This window comes from Clostridium sp. KNHs205 (genome assembly GCF_000702945.1).
In the GTDB taxonomy this organism is placed as follows: domain Bacteria; phylum Bacillota; class Clostridia; order Lachnospirales; family Lachnospiraceae; genus Anaerocolumna.
Genome location: NZ_JNLE01000005.1, coordinates 1,242,087 through 1,259,463, shown reverse-complemented (window position 1 = coordinate 1,259,463; position 17,377 = coordinate 1,242,087). Strand labels below are relative to the sequence as shown.

General features: G+C 39.8%; 11 protein-coding genes. 9 read left to right on the top strand and 2 right to left on the bottom strand.

What is annotated here, in order from left to right; all coding sequences use genetic code 11:
- Positions 1-30: 30 nt before the first annotated feature.
- From BR73_RS0124975 to BR73_RS0124945, 8 genes are all read left to right on the top strand, one after another.
- On the top strand, positions 31-2,739 hold the full coding sequence (locus tag BR73_RS0124975) for an FN3 associated domain-containing protein (RefSeq protein WP_033168483.1): 2,709 nt from the start codon (positions 31-33) through the stop codon (positions 2,737-2,739).
- Positions 2,736-5,807 (top strand): chitobiase/beta-hexosaminidase C-terminal domain-containing protein, encoded by a 3,072-nt coding sequence (locus BR73_RS27965; protein WP_051685567.1) that lies wholly within the window; start codon positions 2,736-2,738, stop codon positions 5,805-5,807. Before BR73_RS0124975 ends, BR73_RS27965 begins: the two co-directional genes overlap by 4 nt.
- Before the next feature lie 207 nt (positions 5,808-6,014).
- Positions 6,015-7,628 (top strand): extracellular solute-binding protein, encoded by a 1,614-nt coding sequence (locus BR73_RS0124965; protein WP_033168482.1) that lies wholly within the window; start codon positions 6,015-6,017, stop codon positions 7,626-7,628.
- A gap of 300 nt (positions 7,629-7,928) precedes the next feature.
- On the top strand, positions 7,929-10,097 hold the full coding sequence (locus BR73_RS0124960; RefSeq protein ID WP_197032722.1) for an AraC family transcriptional regulator: 2,169 nt from the start codon (positions 7,929-7,931) through the stop codon (positions 10,095-10,097).
- 36 nt (positions 10,098-10,133) lie between these two features.
- Positions 10,134-10,298 carry a hypothetical protein gene (locus BR73_RS28960; protein ID WP_156034941.1) on the top strand — a complete coding sequence of 55 codons (165 nt, stop codon included), beginning with the start codon at positions 10,134-10,136 and terminating at the stop codon, positions 10,296-10,298.
- Between the two features lie 179 nt (positions 10,299-10,477).
- A complete protein-coding gene (locus BR73_RS0124955) occupies positions 10,478-10,999 on the top strand; it encodes an RNA polymerase sigma factor (RefSeq protein ID WP_033168480.1) in 522 nt (173 codons plus the stop codon).
- Positions 10,992-12,377, top strand: coding sequence for a DUF4179 domain-containing protein (locus BR73_RS27960; RefSeq protein WP_051685566.1), 1,386 nt, complete (start codon positions 10,992-10,994; stop codon positions 12,375-12,377). Before BR73_RS0124955 ends, BR73_RS27960 begins: the two co-directional genes overlap by 8 nt.
- Before the next feature lie 172 nt (positions 12,378-12,549).
- Positions 12,550-13,368 carry a tetratricopeptide repeat protein gene (locus tag BR73_RS0124945; RefSeq protein WP_156034939.1) on the top strand — a complete coding sequence of 273 codons (819 nt, stop codon included), beginning with the start codon at positions 12,550-12,552 and terminating at the stop codon, positions 13,366-13,368.
- A gap of 94 nt (positions 13,369-13,462) precedes the next feature.
- Here the strand turns inward: BR73_RS0124945 and BR73_RS0124940 are convergent, their stop codons facing one another.
- Together BR73_RS0124940 and BR73_RS0124935 are read right to left on the bottom strand one after the other, a co-directional pair.
- The gene (locus tag BR73_RS0124940) at positions 13,463-13,978 is read right to left on the bottom strand and encodes a hypothetical protein (protein ID WP_033168478.1); all 516 of its coding nucleotides are present in this window, start codon (positions 13,976-13,978) and stop codon (positions 13,463-13,465) included.
- Positions 13,979-14,303: 325 nt separating this feature from the next.
- Positions 14,304-15,899, bottom strand: a complete 1,596-nt coding sequence (locus BR73_RS0124935; protein WP_033168477.1) for an ABC transporter substrate-binding protein — start codon at positions 15,897-15,899, stop codon at positions 14,304-14,306.
- A gap of 310 nt (positions 15,900-16,209) precedes the next feature.
- On the opposite strand from BR73_RS0124935, the gene BR73_RS0124930 reads away from it, so the two are divergent.
- On the top strand, positions 16,210-17,361 hold the full coding sequence (locus BR73_RS0124930; protein WP_033168476.1) for a sugar diacid recognition domain-containing protein: 1,152 nt from the start codon (positions 16,210-16,212) through the stop codon (positions 17,359-17,361).
- Positions 17,362-17,377: the final 16 nt, after the last annotated feature.

Genomic DNA, 17,377 nt, shown 5'->3' with positions numbered 1-17,377 from the left:
AGTTAAAAATCATAAGTATTGGGGGTAACAATGAAAAAAAGTATAAAGGAATTCAAAAAGCATTGCAAGCGAAGTCTTGCAGTGGTACTGGCCTTTGCACTATTTGTAAACGGAGGCGGATTTACGAAAGATGCAGACAAGGTACAGGCTGCAGAAATCGATAACAGCAAGGTATGGTTTGCTGATTTTGAAGAAAGGGATTTTACTTTCAATGCCTATGGCAACGGTATTACCAGGGATGCGGGCAATGTGCATGCAGGGTTACAGGCTTTTCAATATGTTCAGGCTGAGGGAAAGCAATGGAATAATGCATTTAATATCAGAAGCGTGTCAGGAGGAGCCGTAGACGTTTCTGCCATGACGAAAATATCCTTTTATGTGAAGGATACACAGGGAAATAATACGGTTCCGGTTAAATTAATTGACAGTGAGGGTAAAGCAGCAGAATTTTATACCGCGGCGGCGGTAAAGGACAACTGGACTAAGCTGGAGGTGCCATTAAGCAGTTTTACCGGTATCAATATGAGTTCCATATCACAGATAGCCATGTATGAATGGCAGAATGGTACCTATTACTTCGATGATATTTATTTAGAAGATGATTCCGGTAATAAAATAATATTCCAGGATTTTGAAAGCAGTAATTACATCAATAACCCTGGCACGAATAAGCTGACAAATCTTGACCGCCATAACGGGGGAAATTCGCTTCTGTATCAGAAGACGGAAGATGACTGGCAGGGCGAAGAACAGACCGTTTCCGTTACAACAGGAAAAGCAGACGGGGTAGATGCCTCCGGCAAAGAGTACCTTGTGTTTTGGATAAAAGATACAGCGGGAAACAATGACCCGGAAGTAAAATTGGTCGATACGGCCGGAAATGAGTCCGAAGGTGTTTGGACAGGACCGTCAAAAGCTATTCATAATGAATGGAAAGAGATATGTGTTCCGATAAGTAAATTTGCAAAAGTAGGTTTCGATTCCAGCAAGATAGCAAAGATCAAAATGTGGGAATGGAATAAAGGGGATTATTACATAGATGATATTTATTTTACAAATACCCTTCCGCCTTCACCTCCTTCGGCGGATCATGACTCCGGCACATTTACTGAGAGCTTTTCCCTTGCTTTGATATCTGCAGAAATCGGAGGGGATATCTATTATACCTTGGATGAAACCACTCCAGACCAGTCTTCTCTAAGATATAACGGTCCTATTGCCATTACAGCAGCAACGGTTGTAAAGGCAGTTTATGTGAAGGATGGTGAGAGCAGCAGAGTAGTAACCTTAAATTATCAGTTTGTGCTGACGGACTTACCGAAAAAGGTATTTCTTCAGGATTTTGAAGGTATTGCTAATGTTGTAAATGCAGAGATCGTAAATACCCAGGTTTTTAAAGGTACAAAATCGGCAAAATACACAGTTGCATCGTCAGCGGACCCAACAGAAAGCAACAGCTTCTATGCGGTAAGCAATGCACCGGTGGACACACAAAACTATACCTACCTGGTATTCTGGTTAAAAGATACCCAAGGAGCGAATACCCTTAAGCTGCAGCTGGAAGATGAGGCCGGAAATAAGACGGATTTCACATGGGTCAACACCCTGACGGCAGATGACGGAAAAGCCATAAAGAACCAGTGGACAGAATATGCCGTTAAACTGAATTCTCTTTCCGGAATCAGTAAGATCGACCGCTCAAAAGTGAAGGCAATCCGTCTTGGGGAATGGAATTCCGGTGTATACTATGTGGATGATATCTATGTTACCAATGGATTACTTCCCGCAGCACCAACCTCTAATTATAAGCCAGGAACCTATGAGGTATTATCCGGCATTACCTTATCCACAAAGAACCCTGATTGTGAGATCTATTATACTACGGATGGTTCTGAGCCTACAAAAGCTTCCCAGAAATATACGGTTCCCTTCACTCTTTCTGAGGATACCCTGATAAAAGCGGTAACCATAAGACAAAGTGATGAGGAAGTCAGCCAGACAGCGGAATTTTCCTATCGTATTAAAGCTCTTCCGGTAAGCGGTGCTATTTCCTATAATACCTTTGATAATGGATTAAATCAGGTAACAGCTGCCAAAGGAGCTGTTATCACCTCTTCCGGCACGGAAAAATATCACGGAAGCAAGGGCCTTGTTTATCAGATGGCCACCTTAAGCGGGGCGCCTGCCACATCTGTAAGAAGTATTACCATTCAGCCGGAAAACGGAAGCACCGCAGATGTAAGACTCTCAAAATATCTGGTATTTTATGTGAAGGATATGCAGGCCTACAATAACACCAGAATGTTCCTGGAGGATGAATTCGGAAACCAGGCAGCTGCCTGGACCACCTGCAGTACCCGTTATGGTGAATGGAGCCAGTACTATGTAGATTTAAGTACAATGGAGAGCTTTAATAAACTGGATTTAGCCTATATAAGCAAAGTTACCTTTGGCTTTTATAACACCGGTACGTATTATATTGACGAGGTTTATTTTACGGATAATCTTTATACAGGACTTCCAGGCAGCCTGCTTCCTTCCTTAAATCCTGCACCGAAAGAGGTGATGTCAAGTCTTAGTGACGGAACCTATGATGTTTTTGCACCTGTTGAACTGGAGCAGAAAGCGGTGCGGATATCTATTATACACTGGATGGAACATTACCCACGGATAAATCCGCCAGATACAGCGGAGCAATCTATATCAAGAAGCCGACAACGGTTAAGGCAGTGGCTGTGAAAGAAGGTGCTGCAGGTAATGTTTCTGTCTTCCGGTATAATATTAAACCGGGCAAGGTCGTTACCATATTCGGCGAAGCAGGAACCTATGAGAACTCAGTTATTGTAGCTTTGCGTTCCTCAGAGGATAATACGGCGGTTTATTACACTTTGGACGGAAGCGAGCCTACAATAAATGCAACCCGGTATAATTCACCTTTCCGTATTGATGAAACTACCACATTAAAAGCAGTCGGTTATTCAGAAGGAGTCCTGAGTGATACAAAAACCTTCGAATATCATATAACTGGTACAGACAGCGGTGTAAAAATGCCGAAAGCATCTATTCCCGCAGGTACCTATGGCGGAAGCAGAACACTGGTCCTTACATGTGATACCAAGGATGCCGTAATCCATTATACCACAGACGGGTCAGAGCCTTCGGCCTCCTCCCAGGTATACGAAGGGTCAATTGAAATTACCGCCACAACTACCATAAAAGCGGCAGCGGTGAAAGCAAATAAAATAAGCCAGACAGCAGTATTTCAATATGTCATAACAAATACACCTTCTAATTTCTTAAAGACAGACGGTAAAAAAGTAAGAAATAATTATGGAACCGGAGATGAGGTAATCCTTCGCGGAACCAATGCAGGGGGATGGCTGGTTACAGAAAACTGGCAGTGCCCGGTAGATGCCAAAGACCAGCTCACTGTACATAAGGTATTTACGGAGCGGTTTGGTAAGGCAAAGGCCAATGAACTAATCAATAAATACCAGGATAACTGGTGGACAGAAAGTGACTTTGGCCTGGTAAAAGCAGAGGGAATGAATGTATTAAGACTTCCTGTTACCTATTTTGAAATGTTAAACGAAGACGGTTCGTTAAAAACAACAGCCTTTGACAGACTGGACTGGTTTATAAACGAAGCAAAGAAAAGAGATATCTATGTTATGATAGACATGCATGGTGCGGTAGGATCACAGAATGGAAAGGATCATTCGGGTGATACCACCGTGGAGGATATCGGTGATTTCTATAACAATGAAGCAAATATCAGCAGGACTGTTTACTTATGGGAAGAGATTGCAAAACGCTATCGGAACGAACCAATGGTATGCGGCTATGATCTGTTAAATGAGCCCAGTGCCACAAAGTTAGTGCAGTATGATGTTTATGATCGTATTTATAGAGCCATCCGCAATATAGATAAGGATCACATCATATATATTCAGGGTATCTGGAACCCCACAGATCTTCCGGAGCCTTCCCTTTACGGCTGGGAAAACGTTGTATACCAGTACCATTTTTATCAATGGGACAATTTAAATGATACTGCTACACAGGTGAAATTCATAAACGAAAAAGTGAAGCTGGTAAATGAATCCACCAACTACAATGTTCCCGTTTTTATCGGAGAATTTACTTTCTTTAACAATATAGAGAGCTGGAAGCAGTGTCTGGACATTTTTGAGGAACAGGGATATAGTTACACGACCTGGACTTTTAAGGTATCGGATGGCGGCGAAGGCAGCAGCTGGGGTATTTATACCGGCAAATCCAACCCGGTTTTCGTTAATACCGATTCTTATGAAACCATCCGGGAAAAATGGAGCGGAATTAAAACAGTAGACAACTTTACCAGAAATGCCAAATTTGCTGATGTTTTAAAAAACTACTTTACAAAGAACAAGCCGGTTTTGGTTCCCTACGAAGTAGAAACTCCCGGAACGGAAGAACCCGGAACTCAAGAACCTGGCAATAACAATAATAACAGCGGAAGTAATTCCAATACCGCTAGTGGAATCACAGAAAAAACGGTAAATCTGACGGCTGGCATAGCTGCTGTGAAAGTAACGGGAAATAAGGCGGAAATTACCATAACCCTGCCCCAGACAGAGATACTGGCACAGGCAGCCTCCGGAAAGAAACTTACCTTAACCTTAAGCCTTCCGGAAAAGGAACTTATTGAGCAGTTAAAGCAGGATAAAGACCTGTCCCTACGCCTGACAATTCCTTCCGCTGTCATAGGGAATGCGAACATCCTGCTGGAACAGCTGACATTACCGTCACCTGTTATCTCGGCAGCAAAAGCAGCAGGAAGGGCCATAGAGATAACGGTTCAGTCAGGAGAGAAGGAATACCAGTGGCGATTTGACGGAAAACTTCTTAAAGCATCGAAAAGAGAAGCTGCTGCCATTAATCTTTTGATAAGCAGTAAGCCTGCGGAGCTTTCCAATGGAAAAGAGAAAGTAAAGGGGCTTACGGTTACATTTTCCCATACAGGTCTGCTACCGGCTTCTGCCAAGGTGAAGCTTAATATAGCAGCGGAGTCTGAACAGACCGGATTAAAGCCAGGCGGAAAAGCTTATATCTATTACAGGGAAGAAGGGTCAGGCAAACTGCTTGAAATTCCAAACAACTTATTGAGCATTCAGGAAAACGGAGATTTATGGTTTAGCATAACACACTGCTCGGATTATGTTATATTACCAAAACAACCGGAGGAAGCAGTAAGAGTTTCCCTTCTTCCTCAGATAAAGCTGACAACCCAGTCAAAAACTCTCTATATAAACGGTAGTACAGGCAATACCTTCAAGATAGAAACAGTATTACCGGCTACGCTTAAAACAGTAAATGGCTTTAGCAGGAGCAATTCAGATTCCGGCGTGGCAGAAGTGAAATTTAACTATAAATCTGCTGACACAAAGGTTGCTTCTGTCTACCAGACCGGCAAAATAACAGCTAAGGCACCGGGCACAACTACCCTTACGGTAACAGCTCAGTTAAAAGACGGATCTTCCAGGAACTTCCTGGTTCAAGTTACGGTAATGAAAGCAGAGATACAGCTTATAAAAGCACCTAAGTCGGTAAAAGCAGGTGAGACAGTTTACTTCTCCGTAAAGTGCCTGGGCTACAAGTCATCGGATATCACCTGGAAAACCGCCAAAAAAGGAATAGCCGTAACAGGTATGAACAAAGGGAAAGTACAGGCAGCAGTGAAAGCAGAGGGTGTTGGAACAGATTATGTAGAAATCTATATAAAAGAGAAAAAAGTAAAGAGCATTAAAATTACCGTGACACAGTAAGAACTTGTGTATTGTGTATTAAAACAGGGTTTTATAAATGCTGTAAAAGGCAAATTACATTGAAATTACAATAATATCATGAAATTACACTTAGAATTATTACAAAAAGTACAACAATCATAAAGAATTTATATATACAATTGGTGATAAATTCTTTATGATTGCAAATGTATAAAACAAGTCGAAAGACTTACAAGGAGGATAAGAATGAAAAAAATAGGGAAGAGAAGTTTTAGTTTACTTCTGATTCTTTGCCTGGCGATTTCAGCATTGGTGGGCTGCGGTAAAAATAATATTTCAGATACTGCTGGTACAAGTACTGGAAAATCAGAGAACAAAGGAACAGATACTGGAAGTACGGATGAGACACCGGCTATTGATACATCCAAGAGAGTGGATCTGGTGTTCTACTTAATGGGAGATCCCCCCAATGATATGCTGGCAGTACAGGATAAGATTAATGAAAAGCTTTTAGAGAAAGTGAATGCAACAGTAACCTTTAAGTTTACTTCCTGGACTGACTGGCAGACAAAGTATAATATGATCTTATCATCCGGTGAAGATTGTGATCTTATCTATACCGCAAGCTGGATCAACTATGCTTCACTTGCCAACAGCAATGCATTTACAGCTTTGGATGAGATCCTTCCGGTTTATGCACCTGAACTTTATTCCTATATTCAGGAGGATGTATGGAACCAGATGAAGATTAACGGTAATATTTATTCCGTACCCAGCTCTAAGAAAGAGTATACCAACGGCGGTATCCAGTACCGTGAAGATTTAAGGGAAAAGTACAACCTTCCGAAACCGGACAGCTTTGAGAATCTGGAAGCTTACCTTACCGGGGTGAAACAGAATGATCCCAATCAGAGTATAATGAAACCCTCTGTTAATACAGCATCCTTCTCCTACTCCTTTAGCGCAACACTGGCACTTCAGGCAAAGTATTCCTGGGTAAAGGAATCTCCTACTTATGGTTTGGCAGCGAATTATGATACACCTTCACAATTATTTGATTACTGGGCATCAGATGACTTCAGAAACGATATGAAGACAATGAAGAAATGGGCAGATTTAGGCTTCTGGTCTAAGAGTGTTCTATCTGATGCCAACGATTCTGATGCGTTTAAGAATGGACAGGATATCTGCCTTGTTTCCGGACAGAATCCGGCTAAATATGTTGGTTCTGTAAATGATGCCGAAATGGACCCGTCTTATAAGATCGGTTATATACCTTTTGCAGAGATTAACGGGGTAGCCTATGCAAACCACCCCACAGGAAATGGTACTGCAATTCCCACCAATTCCAAGAATCCTGAGAGAGCTGCTATGGTTTTGAATTTATTATACATGGATAAAGAGTTGAATCATTTAATCCAGTATGGAATAGAAGGAACCCATTATACCATTGATGCGGATGGTTTATATGTGGACGGAGAAAAGCACAGCGAATACGGCGGTGAATCCGCTAATTCCTGGAATTTAAGAAATCCGGAGCATGCCCTTGCAACAAAGAACGATGAACAGCTCAATGTATTATTTACAGAGTTAAGCGGTATTGCAGCAAAAACAAAATATCCTGATATTGATATAGCCTCTGGTTTTGTAGAAGATTATAATGACTATGCAGCGGAGAGAGCAGCTCTTGCAACTGTTATGACAGAATATCTTGCTCCTCTTCAGGCAGGGCTTGTAAACGATGTGGATGCAGCGGTAGATGAGTTCCTGAAGAAAGCAGATGAAGCAGGACTTGCTAAGATTCAGGAAGCTTATACCAAACAATGGGTAACATACTGCGAACAATACGGTTATAAATAAACCGTAGAAAGATAAAATTTTAGTCAGGGTTAAGGGGCTGTCATCACAGCTCCTTTCTTGTCAGATTTTCTTGTATGATTACAATATACACCTGGCCCGGGTTTGCCACAGACAAAACGATTGTTGAGGTTGAATAGTGAATATATAGATGGTATGCTTAAACTATATTAGACTTAAATAGAAAAAAATATTTTGGGTATGTTGTAAAATAAATATGGTCATATGGGGGATACGATGAAACACCTGTTCAAAAGGGGTATTTTTTCAAAATTATTTTTAAATATAACATTGAGTGTTGTAATGGCAATTCTATTGACTTCCATTGTTCTTTATTCCACCTTTGAATCCATGATTATGAAATACGAATACCAGGCCAGGGTAGAGCAAATCAACAGTAAGCAGGCACAGGTATCCAAATTGTCAGAGGTGGCAGTAAAAATTGGAAATCAGATATATCATGATATGAATGTAGTCAAACTTTTATATTCGAAAGTTCCCAATGTCAATGATATGAGTGCGGCCTTTAACCAGCTACGGACATACAGGGCTACCATACCCTATATCGAATCCATCTACATATATAACAAATACAATAACTATGTCTATGTTGAGGGAAGCAGTGAATATGGGGAACTGACCCAAAATGGATATGAAAGATTAAATGAAGGTTTCTTGGATGAGACTGCCGGTAACATTATCAATAATTTTAAAGACTATAAGCCTTTTAAACCCATAGCCCGCTCCTATGTTTCCCAAAAGAACAAAAAGACGAAGTATTTTTATACCTTTTTTATGTATGACTCTTATACCAAGAATAAGGAAACCAGCGGTGTACTGATAAATTTTAAGACAGACTATCTTTTGGATGCCTCTGAAAATAAACTAAGAAAAGATACGGAATATTTTATTGTAGATGAAAAGGGAAATATTGTTTCCAACGGTGCCAGCCTTTTAATGCTCCAGAATTATTCTGACACCAGCTATATCCGGAAAATCATTTCCAATGGGGATAAGCAGGGGTATTTTACGGATACGGTAAATGAAGAGAAGATGTTTGTGGTTTATAGTCCGAGAGATCAATACGGCTGGCAATATGTCAGCCTTACCCGTTATGACAGTATGTTAAGCAGCGTGAGCTGGATTCAGATGTTGACCATTATTGTAAGTTTTATCTTTGTTATAATTGGTATTTTACTGGCCTTTTGGATAACCAGAAGGCTGTATCATCCTATTTATGAAATGGAAACCGATATTAAGGAACTGGAACATGAACAGAGAAACGCAAAAAACATCTTAAAAAGAGTATATATCAGTGATTTGCTGGGGAGTTCTGAGGCTAATAACAAGGAATACCTGAAAAATTATTTCCGAAAACTGAATATGGAGATGGATTTTGAAAAGAACTTAAGTCTGGTTCTTGTCCGCATTGATGGGTATCGAGGGCTAATCGGGCGCACGGATGCTGAGATGCTTCATGCCATAAAATTCTCAATTATTAATGTATTTCAAGAGGTGCTGGAAACAGAATACATAGTTCATGGTACGGATATGGGAGAGAGCGATGTGCTCTTTTTCATCAATATGGAAGCAGAGGCAGATCATGAAAAGTTTGCTGAAAAGCTTCAATTTGCCAAAGAAGCCGTATGCGGATATTTTAATATATCGCTGACTGTGGTAATGAGCAGTTTCGGAAGACAGCCGGAACAGCTAATGGCTTTGTATCATCAGGTAACGGAAGCAGCCTTGCACCGGGTGTTTTACGATAAGGGAAGTATGATTTATGCGGATTCCCTTAATAAGAAACCGGCAAGCGGGTACGAATATCCCGTATCCAAGGAAAAACAGCTGGTGGAGGCTCTGATGGCAGGCAAGGTAAATGAGGGCAAGGAAATATATGAGGTTATTTTTTCAGACCTCAGAGACTACCCTATATCCATCTTTAATATGGCTATTGCAAGATTAATTGTTACCTTAAATAACACGGTTTCCGTTCTGAAGAAAAATAATGTCAACAGTTCTTTTGAAAGTCAGGACATGGTTTTACAGCTTCATCAGCTGGAATCGGAGAGTGATTTAAAGGAGCTTTTTTATTCCTTCTTTGACAAGATCCAGGAGGAATTCGAAAAGAAGAAAGCAGGGAAACAGGACTTTTTCTTTGAGCAAATTAAAAATTTAATTCAAGTGAAGTACATGGATCCGGATTTTTCAGTAGAAAGCCTGGCGAATAATTTGAACAAATCAGTTCCTTATATCAGCCGGATTTATGCACAGAACAGCGGTACAACAATAAAGGATACCATCAGTAATCTCAGAATGGAGATGGCAAAACAATTATTGGCAAACAAAAACCTGTCTATAAGTGAGGTAACCCAAAGAGTGGGATTTTCCAGTACCTCTTATTTTCACAAAGCTTTTAAAAAAGCGAATGGGGTAACCCCCAAAGAATACCAGGATAAGGAAACTAGGTAAGATTACCGGATGCAGAAGAAATTAAAGAGGAGAAAGATGCGTAACAACAGCAGGAGTTATAGAATATATCTGTTGGGATTGATTTTCTGCCTTCTGTTTGCAGCGGGAGGATGTGCGGTGCAGGAGGAACGACCGGCAGAAAGCACCGTTTCGGAATATAGTGAGAATTCATCACCAAAAGAGAAGATACTCGGTCATTGATTGAATGACTGGGTATTTTTCTAACTTCTGATTTGAAACAAGATACTGGTAATTAATTATCTTCACCTAACTTATAGAAAATACAAAATTAAATGAACCGATACTATTTCCATTACAATAAATAAGTGAGAGGTAATGATACAAGACATCTTAAGTTCCGTATAACAAGGAGAGCAGGTATGACAACAGAAGAACTGAATCAGTTAATTGCAGAGCATGGAAAGCATGTTTACAGTTTCTGCTGTAACCTCACCGGAAATAGTATGGAAGCGGATGATTTGTATCAGGATACCATCTTAAAAGCTGTTGAGTTAAGCCACAGACTTAACAGCAGTGGCAATCCCAAAAGTTTTCTCATGGGTATCTCGGTAAAGATATGGCAGAATCACAAAAGGAAATTCGCAGTAAGGCAGAAAATAATACGTCTGGAAGAATATGATGACAACCTTATGGAGACAGAATCCCCAGATTACCAGCCGGAGAAGGAACTGCTCCGGAAGGAGACAATAGCTGCAGTACGTATTGCAGTCCAGGAACTGCCGGATAAGTTAAAAACAGTGCTGTATATGTACTATACGGCAGAAATGTCTGTTGAAGATATAGCCGCAGCCTTACATATACCAAAAGGTACCGTTAAGAGCAGACTGCATAAGGGTAGGAATTTATTAAAACAATACCTGGAGGTGTGGAATCATGAATGATATTGATAAACTCCTGAAAAATGCCCTTTCTCCTGCCGGATACCCTTCTGAGGAATTAAATAATAAGATTGTAAAGAAGGTTAAGGAGAGTGGCACCATGAAGAACAGTTATAAAAAAATGATGATAGCAGCAGCCATAGCCATGGGTTTATTGATAGTGCCGGTATCTGTATATGCAGCATATCGGTATTTAAGCCCGAAGGAGGCAGCAAATGAAATGGATGACAATAAGTTAGGTGAAGCCTTTGATAAAGAGGGCAAAGAAGTTATAAAGACTGTAACAGACGGAATGTACAAGATAACCTATCTGGGACATGTAACCGGAGAATCCATCAGCGAAAGAACCGGTTCTGCCTGGGAACTTCATCCAGACAGAATTTATGTGGCAGTTGCCATAGAGAGGGCGGATGGAGCTGCTATCAAGGTGGATGATGGACACAGTATTTTGGTTACACCATTGATACAGGGATTAAATCCTTGGAAATATAATATTATAACCATGAACGGCGGTTACACGGAAAAGATTATCGATGGTATTCTCTACCGAATCACAGAGTGTGACAATATAGAGAGTTTTGCTGACAGAGAGCTTTACCTGGCTGTATCTGATACGACCTTTTATAGTACAGAGGCTTTTACCTATGACGAAGTATCAGGTTTAATCAGTGAAAATGACAGTTATCAGGGAACGAACGTACTCTTTGAACTGGAACTTGATCCTAAAGGGGCGGATAAGGATAAAGCGGCTGAATATATAGAGCAGTTTGAAAAGGAATGGGAATCAGACGGGGACACAGGGGAGGCTTCCAGTGAAAAGCAGGAATCAAGTAGTAATCAGGAGGAAAATCCCAGGATTCAGCAAGAAGAATTTTATGATAAGGAAAATAATCTTAAAATTCGGATAAAAGATAATGATTCCTCTGCTTGGTCTGCCGGTGGGGAGAGCTCTAATAATATATTGAGTTATTCACTGGAGGTGGAAGGTGAAGGGGTAGAAAGCCTTGATTTTTCTCTTAATAAAGGTCAATTCTGCAATTATACGGAGGAGTATAAGCTTGGAGAGCGCGAATATTACGGAAATACCTTAAGTGTTCCATATAAGGAACAGAATGAAAGGGATTACAAATATGCTATTGCGATACAGGCTAAATATGCAGACTATGGGTATGAGGATGAGTATCTAAAGGAACTGGGAGAGAAAGATTTAGAACAGAGAGATAAAATATACTATAAGGTTTTAAATCAGGAAATCAACTCAACTATTATCGGGCTTGATATTAAGATGGAAGACGGCAGAGTACTTCATAAGGAGATTACACTTAAAAATGTAATGGAGGAAACAGAAAGATCTATCTGGATTGCATTAAATGTAAACTAACTATAAAGACATTGGCAGATTTAAGCTGCCAATGTCTTTTCTGTCTAATGCCGTAAGCAGAGGTAGATAATCTTCAAAAGGGGAATGGAGGAAACTATTAGAGAAATATTGTTAAGCTTAAATTTTAAAGCTATTATATGGGTAATCCCTGTATTACTTATGTTGCATGAATTTGAACAATGGAATATACTGGAATGGTACGACAGTACTTGCAATAGCAGTGTTATTGGGAAAGGGGAGGTCAAGCATTTATTCGATTTTGTTTTTATTTATAGCCATTGCTTCTGCAATTATTCTTTTATCACTTAATGTGAATGCAGTTTTGGCATTTTTTATTACGGTGTTGTTATTACTGGCGTGTGATATCATAATTGTTGTTATTAGAAATGCAAGGTTTAAAAAGGTATTGGATTGGGATTGTGACCCGGAAAAATATCTGGGTATGATAGACCGGCAGGAGAGTAAATATAGGCGAAATAGCAGGGCAGCAGCGATACTGGATATAAACCGTGCAGCAGCTTATCTTATTATGGGGGATTATAACAAAGCACTGGAGTATCTGAACAGTATAGAAGAGTCAGAATTATCTGAGAAGAATGACTCCTGTTATGTCTATACCATTAACCGTATCTTGTGCTATTACGAATTAGGGGAGACAGAAAAGGCAGAAGCTTTGTATGAGACGGAGCTGGTGCGGTTATGTCCATATGGTAATAGATTAAAGACATCGGTAGAAATCCTTGTAGGTGAAAGATATTTCTTTTTACATAAATATAAGGAAAGCTATGCATATCTAAAAAAGCTTCTGAGCACTGACCTGCACAAGCGACAGTATTTAGGTGTCCTGTATCGCCTTGCATTAATGGATGATATAAATGGAGAACAGGAACAGGCAAGGGCCAAATATAAGAAAATAGCCAAACTGGGTAATAAGTTATGGATAGCTAAGGATGCCGGAGAAAGGTTAAAGAAACTGGAAGAAATAGCATAATTGCTTGCTGAGTATAGAATTTATAATTGATCCAGTTGGTTTATATTTAAGAAATAGGTGGGGCTGTTAAAACAACCCCACTATAAACCTGCATTTATTTGACTGTCAGATTCTTATATACTTTAACAACTTCGGACTTCATCTCATCCTGTTTGTTCCTGACTTTGGCATAGATGGCTAAAGCATCCATAATACGTTTCTGATCCCTTGGAGTAAACATACCGATAGCTCTGCCCAGTCCATCCAGGCTATTGACATTAACTCTAAGAGAGCCGCCTCCCGACAAAGGAATTGTTAGTATCTGAGATTCATCACTCATATCCCCCAAACATAATGCATTCTTGCTGTTATCACACTGAAAAGTAACTCCATTATAAGTTATCTGCCCGCTGGCATCAGCCAAATCCATATAGGGGGCATTACCTGCACCAATTAAAAATGATGGCTTCGTTTCTTCAGATGCCTCAATTTTTGTGTCCGCCGATATAAAACTTTCAAAGGATTCTGTTGTTGAAGTTGTTTCTGCCTTTGCTGTCTCGCGTTTGGAAAAATAACTAGTAATTTTACCCCCTGTGGTTAGGGTGTTGCCAAATTGTGTTGATACGTCCATCCTGATATCTCCTTTTATCTCAAGTATTTTTATAACAATGACGCTTTTTAAGTAAAAAAACATACAAAAAAAGGCACTGTTATTAAGAAATAAACAATACCTTCCGTGGTTGAGTAAAAGAAATTCATCCTATAATTTCCATATAATATATCGGCAATAAAGTTTTTTACCTTTACAGGTTTTCCAGATGTTTCTTAAATATTTACTTGCTTAATTCAAAGAGGTATACCAGGCAATTGTGCTGCCGGGTATACCTCTTTTGAACTATTTATTCAGTCAAACACTATTATTTAGGGAGTAAATAATTGTTTGGAATAAAGCTTTTTTATTTTTCTTTATATAAAGCTTCTGGTGTCCATTGCATACTGGTAAACTGATAGATTCCGGAATCTTTAACGCCTTCTTGTACATAGCAGGCAGGGAATACTGCTGTTAAAGGAATAATTAATGCATGTTCATTTGTAAGTTTAACAGAAGCTGTCTTTAATAATTCTTTTTTCTTTTCTAAATCGGTAGCTGCCAAAGCTCCGAATAAAGCTTCTTCATAATCAGCAGGATGAGCCATCATATTTAAGTAGTTAACACCTCTTGTGGAATACAGACGGACATAGTTGTTTGTAAAGTCCATTTTAGAAGCACCGGCACCTGTTATAATACCACCGTCATAAATACCTTCTGCCTTCTGTGAATTAAAATCTGCAGTTTCAACGGTTTTGATCTCCGCAGTAATCCCGATTTCCTTTAAGGAAGCCTGAAGAAGAACGGCAATATCATTGTTAACAGAGATGGTTGTAATAGTAGTCTCAAAGCCATTAGGATAACCTGCTTCAGCTAACATTTTCTTTGCAAGTTCAATATCGTATGAAATAAATTCTGTGCTTTCGTCATAAGACCAGGAGCCGGGAGCACCAAACTGAGTAATAGCCGTACCTCTTCCGCCTGTTAAGGAATATACATAACCTTCCCAATCAATGGCATGCATAACAGCAAGGCGGACATTTACATCATAGAAGGGTGAATTTTTGTCACCACTGGCGAACATGGCATATTTAATCTGTCCAAGATCCGGTGCATCCAGAGCAATGTTTGCATAATTACCGTCAAGCATTCCGATGATTGTAGAATCTCCGGTGGGAAGAATATCGATTTCTTTGTTCATGAAAGCGGATAACTGAGCAGTAGTATCAGAAATCCATACAATTTTTAATTCATCCAGGTAAGGCTGCCCTTCGATCCAATAATTTTCATTTTTTACGAAAGTAATATGTGAGCCCTGTACATATTCGGAGATTTTGTAAGGACCGGTGCCAACAGGGTTGATAGCTGCCCAGTCTTCACCGTTTTCTGTAAAAGCAGCAGGAGAGTAAACATATACTTCGCCAAGTATTGCTTCCCAATTGTTAGCCCAGGTATCATATGTAAGTACGACTGTATAATCATCCTTTGCTTCATAAGAAACAGGAGTTCCAAGTTCAGAAGTTTTACCGCCTTCAACCATTTTATCAAAATTCCAGATTAAAGCTTCAGCATTAAAGTCTGTACCGTCAGAGAATTTAATACCCTGTTTCAGTGTTACTGTGCAGGTAAGTGTTTCAGAATCGGCTTTAATGGAATCGGCTAACCAGCCATTTGTAAGTCCGTTTTCATCAATTCTTCCAAGAGACTCAAGTGCAGGTGCTGCGGATATTCTGTCACCGGTTGAGGCAGAGAAGGGCAGGAAGAAAGTAGTGGGTTCCTCGGCATAACATAAAGTTATGCTTCCGCCACTCTTATCATCTCCGGGGGCTGAGGTAGTCTCTGTTTCTGCAGGTGTTCCGTTCGCAGTATTTGTACTGTTGTCTGAGCTGTTTTTGTTACCGCAAGCTGTTAATGAACTGACAATTAACACAGTTGCCAGTAAAAGAGCTACAACTTTTTTCATTTTATATCCTCCTTGATATTTAAATTTGCAGCGTGTTATAATACGTTGTGCAAATTTTATATTTTGTATTTTAAATTTACCTAAAAAACAGTCAGGTTGCATTATATCTGTAATACAATAAAAATGGCTTTATTTGTTTCATCAACACACTGGTGAGACATTCTTTCGACATCTTTCTGCATATGGAAAATTAAACCAGGAAAAAGTGGATTGAAAAGTTATTGTAATCCATTATAATGAGTATAAGAGCCGCCGGCCCGGCGGATAGCAGCCAGGAGTTTCATCGGTTACGGAAGGAGGAGGGTTATCAGTGATAAATGTAGAGCTTGTCAGGGACTATGTAACGAAAATTCACCGTCAGCTTGGTATAAACATTAATATCATGAATGAAAAAGGAATAATTATTGCAAGCGGTACCCCCTCCCGTGTGGGTGATTTTCACCTGGTTGCCTACGAACTGATTAAGAGCAAGAATTTTGTCAGTATTATAGAAAAGACCTCCGAGGATCTAATCGGTGTTGCCGAAGGGGTTAATCTTTTATTGGTAGAACGTATGGAGCCAATCGGTGTAGTAGGGATTTCCGGTAATCCGGAGGAGGTAATGCCTATGGCAAAAATGGCCAAGCTTACCATTGAGTCCTTTTTCTTTCACCGCAATACCAGCCAGTCTGACCTGATAGAGGCCCAGAACATCAGTAAGTTCCGTGATGCCTTATTGTTTGAACAGCCCATTAACCCTTCAAGAATCTTTCAATTGGCAACGGAAGTGGGAATCCGTGACAACGTCTATCGGACCACTGTTATTATTCACGCCACTGGAGACAATTCCAAAGAAGCCAGTCAGTATATCTATCAAAGCTATCTGACTGCCATGAAAAAAGCCCAGGATATTTTATTTCCCATAGATGGACAGCATCTTATATTAATGAAATCCTTTCCGAAATTCGAGCCGGCTTATTTCAGAGAGAATATGAAGGAGCTGTTTGATTATTTTACGGATATTCTTGAAGTAAAGCGGGAATTCAAAGATTTTGTTAACATAAAGTTTTATTATACCATACCGACAGATTCCCTGATACATTACAGAAACTCCTATGACTGTCTTAAATGGCTGGAGGATCACGTCAGGTTCCGCTCGGAATCCATTTATTTTATGAATGACTATCTGATTGATTATATGATTAACAGCATAAGTCCGGATCTTCTTAATCCAATCTTTGACAGTTATAGGGATATTGTCGACAATTATCTGGACAAAGAGCTGTTTCATACAACAGCCATAGCGTTGGCAGCTACTAATATGAAACCGGCAGAAGCTGCAAAGGAGTTATTTGTTCATAAGAATACAGTGCTGGCGCGTACCAAGAAATTTAAGGAAATACTGGGTTTACAACCCTTAAGCAATACAAATGATGCTATACTGCTCCTGGCTATTGACAGTTATTTATCAAAACATCATTAATAATGGGGCTAAAATA

Coding starts and splice junctions, on each gene's coding strand:
- BR73_RS27960 (WP_051685566.1), top strand. CDS start 10,992: ATGAATGATATTGATAAACTCCTGAAAAATGCCCTTTCTCCTGCCGGA.
- BR73_RS0124940 (WP_033168478.1), bottom strand. CDS start 13,978: ATGGACGTATCAACACAATTTGGCAACACCCTAACCACAGGGGGTAAA.
- BR73_RS0124965 (WP_033168482.1), top strand. CDS start 6,015: ATGAAAAAAATAGGGAAGAGAAGTTTTAGTTTACTTCTGATTCTTTGC.
- BR73_RS0124935 (WP_033168477.1), bottom strand. CDS start 15,899: ATGAAAAAAGTTGTAGCTCTTTTACTGGCAACTGTGTTAATTGTCAGT.
- BR73_RS0124960 (WP_197032722.1), top strand. CDS start 7,929: ATGGCAATTCTATTGACTTCCATTGTTCTTTATTCCACCTTTGAATCC.
- BR73_RS28960 (WP_156034941.1), top strand. CDS start 10,134: ATGCGTAACAACAGCAGGAGTTATAGAATATATCTGTTGGGATTGATT.
- BR73_RS0124975 (WP_033168483.1), top strand. CDS start 31: ATGAAAAAAAGTATAAAGGAATTCAAAAAGCATTGCAAGCGAAGTCTT.
- BR73_RS0124955 (WP_033168480.1), top strand. CDS start 10,478: ATGACAACAGAAGAACTGAATCAGTTAATTGCAGAGCATGGAAAGCAT.